Raw genomic sequence first — 14,031 nt, 5'->3', positions numbered from 1 at the left:
TGAACACCTAACCGCAGGAGATTTTCGCATGATTGGCCCTGATCCCATCGTACTTTGATCCCAAGAAGCGTCGGCTTTCAAATAAGCGTCGGGAATTTAATTGCCGGCGCTTTTGTTTTTTTACGCGATCAAGCTCATTTTCGCGTGAGGTTGTATTTCTTGTGCCGCTCTTCCATTGCCTTCAACAGCTTTTCTCCAATCATTTTGGCGCTCTCGGCTTCTTCGTAGAGGCTGCGAATGATGCTTTTGCGACCTTCCAGAGAAATCTTAGGAAAGCTGCTCATATATATGCCGTCAATTTTGGCGCGGATTTTCGCTAAGCCTCCATAAAAATGAACGATATCACCAACATACTCTTCACCCGGCACGGAAATGAGATCGATATTCTTGATGTAGATATGAGTATGACGCGCATCTGTGATGTGCGGAATGAAACTGTTATCCTCACTGATGCGCGCTACGAAAACGTCATACGGAAATGGAACAGCAAGAAAGCCAGCGAGATCCGCTGTATTGAAATCTATCTCCGCGTATAGGGATCGAATAAGTTTCTTTTTTTCATCTCGGCTTCTTTTCTTTTTATCGAAAAGAGTTACGACCTGCGTTAAAACCCAAATCATGAATGTAACGGTCGGAACAAGAGAAATCTTTATCAACTCAGCATAAGGAGCAACCTGTTCAGCGCCGACCATTGAATACCTCAATATATGTAAATAAATCAGGATGATATAAATATAATTATTCTAATAATATTTTATCATTACAATTACTATTCACGATGGTTAAGTCAATTTTTTTGCAAAAAATATTCTATATAATTGTAAAAGCCTCAATATAGACGATAAAAATAATATGAAGAATGCAATTCCAAATGAACTCGCTTTAGAGGACTTTTCTTTCCGTTTTCTGATCATGTGACGAACCATTCCCCCCTTGATCCCTCCCCATTTGATAATTTATGCTGGCTATGTTCTCAGGGCGGGGTGCAATTCCCCACCGGCGGTATCGGGATTTTTCCCGGAGCCCGCGAGCGCTTCCGGTCTCCAAAGCCGGAAGGTCAGCAGATCCGGTGAGAGGCCGGAGCCGACGGTATAGTCCGGATGGAAGAGGACAAGGCATAGGACGCCCGCGCGTGAGCGGGCTTCGCATTGCATTGTTCGCCCAAGGGATATTTGGCGCTTCTTGAAGCGCGAAAATGCCGCAAACCGGCATAACCCTTGAAAGGCTTGAAAGAAAATGACCATTGCTAGAATTGAAGACGCCATCGAAGCCATTTCCCGTGGCGAGATGGTGATTGTCGTTGACGACGAAGACCGCGAAAATGAAGGCGATGTCATCGCCGCCTCCGACAGCATCACCCCACAACAGATCGCCTTCATGATGAACCATGCGCGCGGGTTGATCTGCGTCGCCATGCCGGGCGAGCGCCTCGATGCGCTCGACATTCCACTGATGGTGTCGCGCAATACCGAATCCCTCAAGACGGCCTTCACCGTCTCGGTGGACTATATTCCAGGCACCACGACAGGCATTTCCGCCGCCGACCGGGCAAAGACCGTACGCGCGCTGGTATCCGAGGAATCGCGCCCGGAAGATTTCGCCCGTCCCGGCCACATCTTCCCGCTGCGTGCCAACCCGCAGGGCGTTCTCGGCCGCACCGGCCATACAGAAGCGGCCGTCGATCTTTGCCGTCTTGCCGGGAAATTCCCCTGCGGCACCATCTGCGAAGTCGCCAATGACGACGGCACCATGGCCCGCCTGCCCCAGCTTGAAGTCTTTGCTGAACGCCACGGCCTGCTCGTCGTGACGATCAAGGATCTCGTTTCTTACCTCAAGGGCGAGGTTGTCGAGGACGTGGTGCAGAAGCAGGTCGCCTGATCTGCGCTTCCTGTTGTGAATACGAAAACGCCCGGCGCAAACCGGGCGTTAAATTTTAAAAAAAGCTTTTCCGATCAGTTCCGCAACCGGTACCCCGTCTTGAACATCCAGCTGACAACACCGAGGCACAGCGCCAGAAACAGCGTGATCATCGCAAGGCTGATGGCGGGATTGACGTCGGCGATCTCGTAAAAACTCCAGCGGAAACCGCTGATGAGATAAAGCACGGGATTGAAATGGCTAACCGTCTGCCAGAAGGGCGGCAGCATGTCGATGGAATAGAAGCTGCCGCCAAGGAAAGTCAAAGGCGGCACCACCAGCATCGGGATAAGGTTCAGCTGCTCGAAATTCGTTGCCCATATGCCGATGATGAAGCCGAACAGGCTGAAACTGACAGCCGTCAGCACAAAGAACAGCACCATCATGAACGGATGAGCAATCGTGATATCCACGAAGAAGGTGGCTGTTATCAGAATGATCGTCCCGATCATCAGGCCCTTGGTCGCCGCCGCCCCGACATAGCCGGCGACAATTTCCGTCATTGATACGGGCGCGGACAATATCTCATAGACCGTACCGGTGAATTTCGGGAAATAGATACCGAAGGAGCCGTTGCCGATACATTGCGTCAGCAGCGTCAGCATGATGAGACCGGGCGTTATGAAGGCGCCATAGGAAACTCCGCCAACCTCCTGAATCCGCGAACCGATCGCGGTTCCAAAGACGATGAAATAAAGGGAGGTGGAAATGACGGGCGAGACCACGCTCTGCAGCAGGGTGCGACGCGTGCGCGCCATTTCGAACAGATAGATGGCCTTGATGGCTTCGAAATTCATTTCTGGCCTCCCACCAGCGAAACGAAGATATCTTCAAGCGAACTCTGCCGCGTGGAAATATCCCTGAAATGGATGTTGGCGGCAAAAAGGGCGTTCAGAACATCCGCAATGCGGACCTGCTCGCCATTATCCTCGATTTCATAGGTGATGGTGGAGCGGTCATCGGAAAGCGTCAGACCGAATGGCGCAAGACTGTCAGGCAATTGCTCCACGGGCTGGGCGAGCTCCAGGAAAAGCTGCTTGCGGCCGAGTTTTTTCATCAGCGCCGTCTTTTCTTCCACCAGCAGCAATTCGCCGCCATTGATGACGCCCACCCGGTCGGCGATTTCTTCCGCTTCTTCGATGTAATGCGTCGTGAGGATGATGGTGACGCCTTTGGCGCGCAGCTCGGAAACCACATTCCACATGTCGCGGCGCAGCGCCACATCCACACCGGCCGTCGGCTCGTCAAGGAACAGAACCTTCGGCTCATGCGCCAGCGCCTTGGCGATCAGCACGCGCCGTTTCATGCCGCCGGAAAGCTCCCGCAGCATATTGTCCTTCTTGTTCCAGAGCGACAGGGATTTCAGGATACGCTCGATCAGCTCCGGGTTCTTCTTCTGCCCGTGCAGGCCGCGCGAGAAGCTGACGGTGTTCCACACCGTCTCGAACTGGTCGGTCGTCAACTCCTGCGGCACAAGTCCGATCAGGGCGCGGGTCTGGCGAAAATCCTTCACCACATCGTGCCCGCCGACGAGCACCGAACCTTCACCCGGATTGACGAGGCCGCAGACAATCGAGATCAATGTCGTCTTGCCAGCACCGTTCGGACCGAGAAGAGCGAGGATTTCCCCCTCCCTGATATCGAGGCTGACACCTTTGAGCGCCTGAAAGCCGTTTGCGTAGGATTTTGTCAGATTCCGTATCGAAACAATGGCATTCATGGCGAATTCTTTCGAAAAACCGAGTAAGATGAACGCCATATAGACCGCAGAGGTTGCAAATGCCACCCCAGCGGACCGAACACTGCGTTCGGCAGGGACGGAAAATCAGCTATAGATGCTATAGAAAAACTGCGCGGCGACGAAAACCAGAAACACCCCGAAGGCCCGCTCCAGCTGCTTTTTGCTGAGCGCATGGGCGAGCCTAGCGCCATAGGGCGCAACGACAAGCGTGATGGGGATCAGCAGCACCACGGCGATCCAGTTGATGAAACCGGTGGAAAACGGCGGCAGGCCCGCATCGCCCCAGCCGGCCCAGATGTAACCCAGAAGCCCCGGCAGCGAAATCAACACGCCGACCCCAGAAGAGGTAGCGACCGCCTGATGGATCGTGCGTCCGTAAAGCGTCATGAAGGTGTTGTTCATCACCCCGCCGCCCACGCCCATCAGGCCGGAAAAGAGCCCGATACCGGTGCCAACAAGAAAACGGCCCGGGTTTTGCGGCAGGTCGGAACCGAGATGCCAGCTTGCCCGATTGAAGATCATCCGGAAGGCGAGCGCCAGCGCGATGAAAGCGAAGATCAGCCGCAGCGCGACGCTCGAGGCATGGGCTGCAACAACGGATGCGAGGATGGCGCCGAGCGGCACGGCGACAATCCAGCCCTTCAGCAGATCGATATCGACCGCGCCTTTCTGACGATGCGTCAGGAACGAACGAATGGAAGTGGGCACGATGATGGCAAGCGACGTCCCAAGCGACAGATGCATGCGCACCGCCTCCGGCACATCCAGCAGCCCAAAGACCTGGTAGAAGACGGGCACCAGCACCGCGCCGCCACCAATGCCGAATAGCCCCGCCAGAAGACCGGCGACCACGCCCGCTGCCGCAAGCGCCGCAGCAAAGACCATCAGCTCTGAAACAGGGGGCATAAAGGCAGGCTCCCGAAGGCCGTTGTCACAAACATGTGACCCTAATAGCGTATCTGAAAGGTGCGGCAAGCCACGTTGGCCGCAGGTCAGTACGGTGCGATGTCTTTTGCCGCTATCCGCGCCGGATGGACCACTCCATGGGATTGTTTTCCCATTGCATGCCCTTGCAAAGACGCCGATATCCCCCCGATAAGGCTGTCTTTTTCAACCGGCCTTCGGGCCGGTCTTTTTTTGGGTGTGACAGGCGATTATCGAGCTAGCGGGCAGAGAAGCATCCTCAACCTTCGTCATTCCGGCCTGACCCAAAAATCCGCCGCCTATGTCATCGGCGGCAATCAGATGACAAGCAGCACTCCGTATTCGACGTCATCCTCGGCCTTGTGCGGGGGACCTGCCAACATATCGCCAATAGCGACGTTGCAGATACTCGGGACAGGCTGAGCATGACCGAGGAGATGCTTTCAAACTCAACCATTAACCTCCACCGGCGCGACCTAATCGCAATGCCTGTAACCTGACTTACGCGTGCGCAGGTCGAAGTGGAAATGGTTCCAGTGATTGGGATCGCTGCCCGGTCCGAGAACGGTGGAGAAATATTTGCAGCTATCGGACCTTACCGCCTTCAGCAGCGCTTTTTCGCGGAAGGCGAAGAAGCTCTTGCTGCGAACGTCGATCTCCTTGCCGTTCTTCAGCGTGATGGTGCCGATATCGATGGCGTTGCCGCGTGCATGTTCGGACCAGGGATTGCTGGAGCGCGAATTCATCTTGCGGCAGGAATAACCGCCCATCGGCGTGATGCGGCCGACACCGGAGAGGTAACGGAAGCGCGAGGACGGCACGAGCTCGAACTTCACCCATTTTGCGAAGGCAAGCGTGACCTGGCAATTGAGCTTCACGGCCGGGCGGATGGCGACGCCGCTGGCGAGACCGCTGAGTTCGATCGGATAATCGATACCGCAGGTCGGACCGTCGGCAATGCGCGCGACGTCCCGGAAAGCGACGCCGAGACGGCGAAGTTCGGAGCGGCAGGCAACTTCGGAAGGTGGCATGACGCCGGGCGGCATCGAGCGGTTGCTTTGCAGCCCGCCGCCCGCCATCGGATCGTTCGGCATCACCATGGCCACCTCTTCCACCGGCTGACGACGGGAGGAGGCGCCGAGCGGCGGCGGCGGAATGAGCCGCGATTGGCTGGCCCGTTGCGGCTGGCGGGCCGGAGAGACGGCCACGGGATTATCCGTGCCGATTCCGTCCACCACCGGCTGCGCCGAAGCGTCTTCGGCGATATCCGCATCCTGTTCTTCGGCAAGTCCGCGAACCGGCTCAACGCCGAGCATGGAATCCATGTTCACGCCGCCTTCGCCTTCGGCGATCTGGTTGCTGGCCATCTGCTGTGCGGGCATGGTCTGGTTCTGCATGGTCTGCGCCTGCATGTTGTTATGGCCGCTGGCCGCCATGCGCGCCTGATGCTGGGAATCGAGTGTCGAATAACCCTGCCCGCCCTGTGGCGATTGCAGCAGGGGATCCTGCGAGGCGTAAGGCTCCGGCATCGGCTGAGAAACGGCCGCTGGATAATCGACGCCCTGCCCGGCCTGCTCTGCCTGATACACCGCACGAGCCGGCGCGCTGTAACCTTGCTGCCGCGAGGAACGGATGGCGCTGACGCGCGTGGTGCCGTCCACCTCCGCCGGTGGCACAAGGCCCTCCACCGAACACGACACCATGACCGTGGAAATCATCAGCAACGTCACAAGACGACGCGGAAGGGAAACATACGCCATACGAGAACCCTGTACCTTCAGCGGCCGCAATTCGCGGCAATACAGGATAAATTTTAAAGAAATGAGGTAAACGAAACCTTATTGGTCGCCGGAAATAACGAATGGCTGGTTCTGAAGGCTCAAAACAAAAAGGCGCGGCCAGAACCGCGCCTTTCAATCAGATCTAGATGCCTGACATTACGCGGCCCGCGAAACCTCCCGCCCCGCGCCATGTCCAAGTTCGAAACGCGAAAGCAGCGAGCGCAGCTGGCGGCTTTCCTCGGCGAGCGTCTGGCTGGCGGCCGTCGTTTCTTCCACCATGGCGGCATTCTGCTGTGTCATCTGGTCCATGTGGTTGACGGAGGTGTTGATCTCCTGCAAGCCGGTTGCCTGCTCGCGCGCCGCCGTGGCGATGGAGTTCACATGGCCGTCGACACGATTGACCAGCGCCACGATCTCCTCCAGCGCATCGCCCGTCGAGCGCACGAGTGCAACACCGCCGCCGACTTCTTCGGCCGAACGGTTGATGAGGGCCTTGATTTCCTTGGCCGCATTGGCGGAACGTTGCGCCAGTTCGCGAACCTCCTGCGCCACCACGGCAAAACCACGCCCGGCCTCGCCCGCACGCGCCGCCTCCACACCGGCATTCAGCGCCAGAAGATTGGTCTGGAAGGCGATTTCGTCGATGACCGAGATGATCTGGCCGATGCGCTTCGACGAATCCTCGATGCGGCCCATGGCGTCGACGGCATTGCGCACGATCTCACCCGAGCGGCCAGCGCTGGTTTTCGTGTCCTGCACCATCTGCCGGGCCTCGTTGGCACGCTCGGAAGCGGTGCGCACCGTGGCGGTGATCTCGTCCAGGGCAGCCGCTGTCTCCTCCAGCGCCGCCGCCTGCTGTTCGGTCCGGCGGGAAAGATTGCCGGTCGCACCGCTAATGTCGGAGGCGCTGTCATTGACCACATGCCCGGTTCTGGCGATCGCCTCGATCGCGCCATGCAAGGCGCCGACAGCACGGTTGAAGTCCACGCGCAGCTTTTCATAATCCGCGCCGATATCTGTCAGCGAAACGGTCAGGTCGCCATTGGCAAGCGCCTCAAGCGCGTTGCCCAGGCGCTCCATGGCATGGGCCTGTCGCTCGGAAGCGGAGCGCAGAACCATCTCGTTACCGTGCCGCTCCTGCTCCAGCGCCCGCTGCTGGTCGGCCTCGCGGGCCTGCAGCGCACTGCGCTCATTGACGCTGTCGCGCAGTACCAGCAGCGTCTTGGCAATCGCGCCGATTTCATTGCGACGGTCGGCGAACTGTATATCTGCCGCGCCGTCACCGTCGGCAATCCGCCGCATGCTCTGGCGGATAAGATCGATCGGCCGCGTCACGCTGCGCACGACGGCTGCGGCCACGCCGACAACCAGAAGACCGGCCACGACACAAAGACCGCCATTAAAATAAAGGTCGCGCCAGAACACCGCTTCAAGATCGTCAACATAAACACCGGTGCCGACAATCCAGCCCCAGGGAGCGAAACCGGCGACGTGGGAAAATTTCTCGACCGGTTCCGGCGCGCCGGGCTTCGGCCAGTAATAATCGACAAAGCCCTTGCCGCCCGCCTTGACCGTGTTCACGAACTCGACAAACAGCGCCTTGCCGTTCGGGTCCTTGTTGGCGGTAAGGTCTGTGCCGTTCATTTCGGGCTTGATCGGATGCATCACCATTTTGGGATGCATGTCGTTGATCCAGAAATAGCCGCTGCCATTGCCATAGCGCATCGCTGCAATGGTCGTCTTGGCCTGCTGTTGCGCCGCCTCCCGCGTCAGGCTTCCGCCCTGCTCCAGCCGGTAATATTGATCGAGAATGGCAACAGCGGTTTCGTTCATTGCCGCAAGCCCGGCTTTCCGTTCGCGCTCCATTTCGTGGTAGCTTTCAAACAGGCTGAATGTCAGGGCCGTGGCCAGTATTGCCAGAAACAATGCGACGAGCGCATAAAGGCGCGTAGATATTGTTACGTTTTTCATGTTCCCCCTCAACGTCGCTGATGCACTTCGACCAGTGATGTTAAAGGCGAAAACTTTATTATTATTAAATACACACATTATACGTCGGTATTATTCTTATAGTCTCATAATCCTTGGCGCCATCATGCCGGACAGGCACAGCAACCGTGAATTTTCAAACCGGACGGCGGCATTTAAAGACACCGTTAACCGTGCCGCCCTATCTTCTTTGACCTGAATTACTTCACAAGGGAGGTCGCGATGGCCCGGCCGAATTTTCGCTATACGCATTATGACCTGAAGGAATTGCGGGCAGGCACCATCCTTGAAATATCCCTGTCCGCCGTCAACAACGTTCGGCTGATGACGGGCGCGAATTTTCAGCGTTTCACCGAGCTGCTCGATTTCAAATATCTCGGCGGCGTCGCGAAAAAATCGCCGATCCGCATTGCCGTTCCCGAGACATTGCACTGGCATCTGGTGATCGATGCCGAAGGCCATAGCAGCCTGGCGGAATCCTCGGTCAAGATGCTGCCCGCGCAGCCCCAGGCGGCGCCACATCGCAAGGCGTCCTGATCTTCCTTAAAAAACAGCGAGTTGTCGCGGTTTCGCGACTCTTTTTGCCAGCAGCCTGAATCTTTTTATTAAGATCGACCGCGATACGGTTTTCGGCGCAACCGCGTAAAACCCTAGCGCGTCGCGCGCTCGCGACGCAGCTTTGCCCACCAGTCGAGGCGCTTGCGGATTTCCCTTTCGAAGCCTCGATCCGGTGGATCGTAAAAGGTCGTGCGCCCCATCTTCTCCGGGAAGTAATCCTGCCCTGAAAAAGCATCCGGCTCATCATGGTCATAACGATAACCGTCGCCATATCCCTCACCCTTCATGAGCTTGGTCGGCGCGTTCAGAATATGTTTCGGCGGCACCAGCGAGCCGTTTTCCTTGGCCGCCCGCATCGCCGACTTGAAGGCGGTATAAACGGCGTTCGATTTCGGCGCGGTCGCGAGATAGACGCAAGCCTGCGCCAGCGCCAGCTCACCCTCGGGTGAGCCGAGATAGTCATAGGCGTCCTTGGCGGCGTTGCAGACGGTCAAAGCCTGCGGATCGGCAAGGCCGATATCCTCAACGGCCATACGGACCAGCCGCCGCCCGAGATAAAGCGGGTCCTCGCCAGCATCGAACATGCGGGCGAGATAATAAAGTGCCGCGTCCGGGTCCGAACCGCGCACCGACTTATGCAGCGCGGAGATGAGATTGTAATGGCCGTCCTGGCTCTTGTCGTAAACGGGCGCGCGGCGCTGCACGATGCGAGTCAGCCCTTCGGTATCGAAGGTTTCGTCCTTTCGCGCCGCACGCCAGACTTCCTCGGCAAGGGTCAGCACGGCGCGGCCATCGCCATCGGCCATGCGGATCAGGCTGGCCCGCGCCTCTTCCGTCAGCGGCAGGGGCTTGCCCTCCGCCTCCTCGGCGCGCTTCAGAAGTTCGCTCAGGCTCTCCTCGTCATGCGAGCGGAATGTCAACACGCGCGCCCGCGACAACAGAGCGGCATTGAGTTCGAAGGACGGGTTTTCGGTAGTGGCGCCCACCAGAATAATGGTGCCGTCTTCCATCACCGGCAGGAAGCTGTCCTGCTGGGCGCGGTTGAAGCGATGGATTTCGTCGACGAAAAGCAGCGTCTGCCGGCCATTCATCCGCCGTGTGCGCGCCGCCTCGAAAACCTTCTTGAGATCGGCCACGCCGGAAAAGATCGCCGAGATTTGCTCGAAAGCCAGCCCCGCCTCGCCGGAAAGCAACCGGGCAACCGTGGTCTTGCCGGTGCCGGGCGGCCCCCAGAAGATCATCGACCCCAGTGAGCCGCTATCGATCATGCGGCGCAGCACGCCCTCCTCGCCCGTCAGATGCGGCTGCCCGCTCACCTCCGCCAGCGTCTTTGGACGCAGACGATCGGCAAGAGGCCGCCGGTTGGCGACCTCTGCGGGTACTTGCGGGGCGAAGAGATCGTCGCTCATCGCAGGAACTGCCGGATACGCTGCCCGTCACGCAGGATTTCCACACGCCAGAAGCCGGGATTGTCGTCCAGGGCCTTTTCCACCGCCGCGGTGGAGCCGACATCCGCGCCGTTCAGCGACAGGATCACGTCTTTCGGCTGGAAACCGACACGATAGGCCGGGGAACCGCGCTTCACATCGGTAATGACAACACCGGTCACCTGCGACGGCATACGCAATTCATCGGCAAGCTTTGGTGAAAGATTGGCGACAGTCGCGCCGGCGAAGGGATTGCGCCCCTCAATCAGCCGTTCATCGCGCGGTGCGGTTTCCGGCGCGGTATCGAGCGCGATGGTCACCTTCTTCTCTTTCCCCTTGTCCATGACAGTCAATTCGGCGGATTTGCCGATGCCGGCGGTCGTCAGGCGATAACCCAGCGCATCCGGATGCTCCACCTCGAAGCCGTTGACGGCGGTAACCACCTGTCCAGGCTCGATGCCTGCCTTTTCCGCCGGCCCACCCTTGATGACGCTGACGACCAGCGCGCCACGGGCGCGATGCAAACCAAGCGCCTCGGCGACATCCGATGTCACCGGATCGAAGGTTGCGCCGATGTAGGGCCGCTGGAAGCTTGCATCGCCACGCTCGGCGGCAGCGACGAAAACCCGGACAAGATTGGCGGGAATGGCGAAACCGATGCCGTTCGAGCCGCCGCCCTTGGAGAAGATGGCCGTGTTGATGCCAATCAGCTCACCCGCCATATTCATCAGCGCACCGCCGGAGTTGCCGGGGTTGATGGAGGCGTCGGTCTGAATGAAGAAACCGAAATCGCCCTGCGTCACCTGGTTGCGCGCAAGGCCGGAAACGATGCCGCTCGTCACCGTCTGGCCGACACCGAAGGGATTGCCGATGGCGAGCACCAGATCACCGACCTCGATCTTGTCGGAATTTCCGAGCGACAGCACCGGGAACTGTTCCTTCGCATCGATCTGCAGAACGGCGAGATCTACGCGGTCATCCTTGAGCAGAACTTTTGACGAAAATTCACGCCCATCCGCCAGCGCCACCTTGATGTCATCGGCGCCGTCGATGACGTGATTGTTGGTCACCACGAGGCCGCCGGCAGTCACAATGACGCCGGAGCCGAGCGACGACTGCTTTTCCGTACGGTTCGGCATCTGCTGGCCGAAGAACTGTTCGAAGAAAGGATCACCAGCAAACGGCGACAGACGCCGTTGCACGACGCGTTCGGCATAAACATTCACCACCGCGCCTGCGGTGCGCTTGACCAGCGGCGCGAAAGAAAGCTGCATTTCCGTGTGGCTCGACGGCACGGTCCTGTTATCCTGCGCCGCAGCACCCACGGGCAGGAGAATGAGCGCGGCGAGAAAGCCGGTGGACAGATACTTCAACACGCTTCGCATGTGATTCCTCATCGTCATCAGTATGATGGAGTTATAACGCCAAAGCCTGTAAAGCAAAGAGCGGCAAGATGATGGCCGTCCTTTTCCAGGCAGGGATCGGCGGGCGACATTGGAACCAACAGCGCCCCTTTTCGGTTTCACCGGCACCTGACTGTCCTTTAAAAGAGACGATCCATGCATTTGAAACCCACCTTCCTCGCCTGTGGCATTCTCCTCGCCTCCTCTCTCGTTTCGCCGGTCAGCGCGGCAAGCTTCGATTGCACCAAGCCCGATCTGGCCGCGGATGAAAAGGCGATCTGCGACAACCGCATGCTGAACGATCAGGATGTGAAGATGGCCACCACCTTCGACATCCTCACCCAGCTGATGGCCATGGGCGCACGCGACACGCTGCGCGACGAGCAGAGCCAGTGGCTGAAGAAACGCCAGGAATGCGCAGCGGACGTGGCGTGTTTAACGAGCGCCTATGATGAGCGGATGAAAAAGCTCGGTGAGGCTTTCCAGAGCATCAACCGGCCTCTGTGATATCAGCGATGATCAGACTGCACGGATGATGTCTGCCATCATCCCGTGCAATTGGTCCCGGTATCCGGTTCTGGCCGATGGCGCATCCTCGCGCGAGGTCATGACCACGGAGAGCCTTCTGGATGGGACAATGTAGAGCATCTGCCCGCCATAACCCCAGGCGTAATACACCTTTTCTCCGCCCATCTCCTTGATGAACCAGCAATAGCCGTAACCATCGCCGTTAAAGACGGAGTTGGTGCGCTGTTGCCACGACTGGTCGATCCACGTTTGGGAAATCAATCGCTCCCCGCCCGGGGTTACTCCGCCGCGTCGGTAAAGCTCGCCGAAAGCAAGAAGAGAGCGCGCCGTCATCGCCATCTGATTGCCGCCGAGGTAGATGCCTTGCGGATCACGCTCCCAGCCGCCGATCGCAAAACCCTCAAGCGGGCGGAACCAATCCCGCGCCAAGGCAAGCGTCGAGCGCCCGGATGCCTTGGTCAATACCGCCGAGAGCAGATGGGTGGAGCCGGTGGAATAAAGCATGCCGCCGCCCGGTTCCCCGGCAAAACCCGAACCCAGCGCCATCCGCACCCAGTTGCGGCTGGCGACCCAGCGACCGTAATTGGGGCCGGACATGCGCTCCAGCCCGGATTGCATCGACAGCAGGTTGCCGACGGTGATCCGTTCCAGCCGGGGATCGGGATTTGGCGGAAAATCGCCGCGCAGAACGGTCGCAATCGGCTGGTCAGCGCCTTCGAGAATCTTGCGATCGATGGCCATACCGACCAGCGCCGAGATGATCGATTTCGACGCCGACTTGATATTGGTGGAGCCGTTCAAACCGGCGCCGTGATAGGCTCGGCTCGCGACCTCTTCGCCATCGATGCTGACAATGACCGCCTTGAGACTGGAAAGCGCATCCGCCTCCCGCAGCAACGGATCGAAACGAATGCCATTGCCGGTGCTTTGCCCGCGGGCAAGCGGGGCGAAAGGCAGGGAAGCGATAAGGGCGAGTGCTGTTCGTCTTTTCATGTCACTGAGCTAGGAAGCCGTACGGCGATGAAAAGAGGAAACGCCGCCAATCACTCCAATGTGACCTGATTTCAAGCACCGGATTTCCAAACCTCAATTCGATGGCATCGCGAAATCTCTATGAAAACAGGGCGTTGGCCTGCATTCCGGAATCAAGATGCAAAGCGCTTGAATCAGTTTCTGATCTTGAGGACTATTGCCCTGCCGCAAATGCAAAAAAACGGAAACGATGCCGCAACTGAAATCATCACGCCTTGTCCTGCGGCCTTTTAAAATGACGGACGCCTCGCCACTCGCCCGGTTAACGAACGACCCGCGAATTTTTCGCAATCTGCTGCGCACGGCCTACCCTTTCGAAGCCGACGATGCACGGCGTCTCATCTGGCGCATTGCTGAGCGTCGGCTACCGGTATGGGCGGTGGATGATGGCAAGCTGGTCGGTCTCATCGGCCTTTCAGGCGAATTCGGCCTTTGGCTTGATCGCCGTGTCTGGGGAAACGGCTACGGAGAAGAAGCCGGACGCCTCGTCATCGATTATGCCTTTCAGCATATGGGCATTGGAACCCTGCATGCCAATCCGCTGTTCGACAACAGGGCGTCGCACCGTCTGATGGACAAGCTGGGCTTTGTTGCGACCGGCCGTGCAAATGCCTTTTGCCGGCAAAGGGGAAAAATCGTGCCGCTTCGACCTTATCGGCTCGATAAAGAGTGATAGGCACAAAAAAGCCGCCGCTTATCAACGGCGGCTTTTTATCATCTCGCAGAACCGG

The 14,031-nt window shown here is 58.3% G+C and carries 13 protein-coding genes and 1 riboswitch; of the genes, 4 read left to right on the top strand and 9 right to left on the bottom strand.

All coding sequences use genetic code 11. The features are described from left to right. Positions 1 to 134: 134 nt before the first annotated feature. Complete coding sequence (locus AGR1_RS04345) at positions 135 to 692, bottom strand: hypothetical protein (protein WP_149146288.1); 558 nt, start codon at positions 690 to 692, stop codon at positions 135 to 137. 273 nt (positions 693 to 965) lie between these two features. After that, positions 966 to 1,116: riboswitch (FMN riboswitch) on the top strand. 120 nt (positions 1,117 to 1,236) lie between these two features. On the opposite strand from AGR1_RS04345, the gene ribB reads away from it, so the two are divergent. Further along, positions 1,237 to 1,878, top strand: coding sequence for a 3,4-dihydroxy-2-butanone-4-phosphate synthase (gene ribB, locus AGR1_RS04340; protein WP_149146287.1), 642 nt, complete (start codon positions 1,237 to 1,239; stop codon positions 1,876 to 1,878). A 74-nt stretch (positions 1,879 to 1,952) separates the two neighbouring features. Here the strand turns inward: ribB and AGR1_RS04335 are convergent, their stop codons facing one another. From AGR1_RS04335 to AGR1_RS04310, 5 genes are all read right to left on the bottom strand, one after another. Beyond that, the gene (locus tag AGR1_RS04335; RefSeq protein WP_080790418.1) at positions 1,953 to 2,714 is read right to left on the bottom strand and encodes an ABC transporter permease; all 762 of its coding nucleotides are present in this window, start codon (positions 2,712 to 2,714) and stop codon (positions 1,953 to 1,955) included. After that, positions 2,711 to 3,637, bottom strand: coding sequence for an ABC transporter ATP-binding protein (locus tag AGR1_RS04330; RefSeq protein ID WP_080792828.1), 927 nt, complete (start codon positions 3,635 to 3,637; stop codon positions 2,711 to 2,713). The genes AGR1_RS04335 and AGR1_RS04330 overlap by 4 nt, the downstream gene beginning before the upstream one ends. A 105-nt stretch (positions 3,638 to 3,742) precedes the next feature. Beyond that, positions 3,743 to 4,564 (bottom strand): sulfite exporter TauE/SafE family protein, encoded by an 822-nt coding sequence (locus tag AGR1_RS04325; RefSeq protein ID WP_149146286.1) that lies wholly within the window; start codon positions 4,562 to 4,564, stop codon positions 3,743 to 3,745. A gap of 494 nt (positions 4,565 to 5,058) precedes the next feature. Beyond that, positions 5,059 to 6,342, bottom strand: a complete 1,284-nt coding sequence (locus tag AGR1_RS04315) for an extensin family protein (RefSeq protein ID WP_149146285.1) — start codon at positions 6,340 to 6,342, stop codon at positions 5,059 to 5,061. Between the two features lie 177 nt (positions 6,343 to 6,519). After that, positions 6,520 to 8,334: a methyl-accepting chemotaxis protein gene (locus AGR1_RS04310; RefSeq protein ID WP_149146284.1), complete on the bottom strand. Its 1,815-nt coding sequence runs from the start codon at positions 8,332 to 8,334 to the stop codon at positions 6,520 to 6,522. 240 nt (positions 8,335 to 8,574) lie between these two features. On the opposite strand from AGR1_RS04310, the gene AGR1_RS04305 reads away from it, so the two are divergent. After that, positions 8,575 to 8,889 carry a DUF1883 domain-containing protein gene (locus tag AGR1_RS04305; RefSeq protein WP_149146283.1) on the top strand — a complete coding sequence of 105 codons (315 nt, stop codon included), beginning with the start codon at positions 8,575 to 8,577 and terminating at the stop codon, positions 8,887 to 8,889. A gap of 113 nt (positions 8,890 to 9,002) precedes the next feature. On the opposite strand, the gene AGR1_RS04300 is transcribed toward AGR1_RS04305, so the two are convergent. Together AGR1_RS04300 and AGR1_RS04295 are read right to left on the bottom strand one after the other, a co-directional pair. Then, entirely contained in the window at positions 9,003 to 10,319 is a 1,317-nt protein-coding gene (locus AGR1_RS04300; protein ID WP_149146282.1) for a replication-associated recombination protein A, read from the bottom strand. Next, positions 10,316 to 11,722 carry a DegQ family serine endoprotease gene (locus AGR1_RS04295; protein ID WP_080790413.1) on the bottom strand — a complete coding sequence of 469 codons (1,407 nt, stop codon included), beginning with the start codon at positions 11,720 to 11,722 and terminating at the stop codon, positions 10,316 to 10,318. The genes AGR1_RS04300 and AGR1_RS04295 overlap by 4 nt, the downstream gene beginning before the upstream one ends. A gap of 174 nt (positions 11,723 to 11,896) precedes the next feature. Between AGR1_RS04295 and AGR1_RS04290 the strand changes: the two genes are divergently transcribed. Then, positions 11,897 to 12,247: a hypothetical protein gene (locus AGR1_RS04290; RefSeq protein WP_149146281.1), complete on the top strand. Its 351-nt coding sequence runs from the start codon at positions 11,897 to 11,899 to the stop codon at positions 12,245 to 12,247. Between the two features lie 12 nt (positions 12,248 to 12,259). Here the strand turns inward: AGR1_RS04290 and AGR1_RS04285 are convergent, their stop codons facing one another. Beyond that, a complete protein-coding gene (locus AGR1_RS04285) occupies positions 12,260 to 13,261 on the bottom strand; it encodes a serine hydrolase (RefSeq protein WP_149146280.1) in 1,002 nt (333 codons plus the stop codon). A gap of 229 nt (positions 13,262 to 13,490) precedes the next feature. Between AGR1_RS04285 and AGR1_RS04280 the strand changes: the two genes are divergently transcribed. Then, positions 13,491 to 13,973 (top strand): GNAT family N-acetyltransferase, encoded by a 483-nt coding sequence (locus AGR1_RS04280; protein WP_149146279.1) that lies wholly within the window; start codon positions 13,491 to 13,493, stop codon positions 13,971 to 13,973. Positions 13,974 to 14,031: the final 58 nt, after the last annotated feature.

Source organism: Agrobacterium sp. B1(2019) (genome assembly GCF_008274755.1).
Lineage (GTDB): Bacteria > Pseudomonadota > Alphaproteobacteria > Rhizobiales > Rhizobiaceae > Agrobacterium > Agrobacterium salinitolerans.
Note: the sequence above shows the minus strand (reverse complement) of the source record. Positions and strands in the feature narration are given on the sequence as shown.

Coding starts and splice junctions, on each gene's coding strand:
- ribB (WP_149146287.1), top strand. CDS start 1,237: ATGACCATTGCTAGAATTGAAGACGCCATCGAAGCCATTTCCCGTGGC.
- AGR1_RS04305 (WP_149146283.1), top strand. CDS start 8,575: ATGGCCCGGCCGAATTTTCGCTATACGCATTATGACCTGAAGGAATTG.
- AGR1_RS04330 (WP_080792828.1), bottom strand. CDS start 3,637: ATGAATGCCATTGTTTCGATACGGAATCTGACAAAATCCTACGCAAAC.
- AGR1_RS04300 (WP_149146282.1), bottom strand. CDS start 10,319: ATGAGCGACGATCTCTTCGCCCCGCAAGTACCCGCAGAGGTCGCCAAC.
- AGR1_RS04335 (WP_080790418.1), bottom strand. CDS start 2,714: ATGAATTTCGAAGCCATCAAGGCCATCTATCTGTTCGAAATGGCGCGC.
- AGR1_RS04315 (WP_149146285.1), bottom strand. CDS start 6,342: ATGGCGTATGTTTCCCTTCCGCGTCGTCTTGTGACGTTGCTGATGATT.
- AGR1_RS04285 (WP_149146280.1), bottom strand. CDS start 13,261: ATGAAAAGACGAACAGCACTCGCCCTTATCGCTTCCCTGCCTTTCGCC.
- AGR1_RS04345 (WP_149146288.1), bottom strand. CDS start 692: ATGGTCGGCGCTGAACAGGTTGCTCCTTATGCTGAGTTGATAAAGATT.
- AGR1_RS04325 (WP_149146286.1), bottom strand. CDS start 4,564: ATGCCCCCTGTTTCAGAGCTGATGGTCTTTGCTGCGGCGCTTGCGGCA.
- AGR1_RS04290 (WP_149146281.1), top strand. CDS start 11,897: ATGCATTTGAAACCCACCTTCCTCGCCTGTGGCATTCTCCTCGCCTCC.
- AGR1_RS04295 (WP_080790413.1), bottom strand. CDS start 11,722: ATGCGAAGCGTGTTGAAGTATCTGTCCACCGGCTTTCTCGCCGCGCTC.
- AGR1_RS04280 (WP_149146279.1), top strand. CDS start 13,491: ATGCCGCAACTGAAATCATCACGCCTTGTCCTGCGGCCTTTTAAAATG.
- AGR1_RS04310 (WP_149146284.1), bottom strand. CDS start 8,334: ATGAAAAACGTAACAATATCTACGCGCCTTTATGCGCTCGTCGCATTG.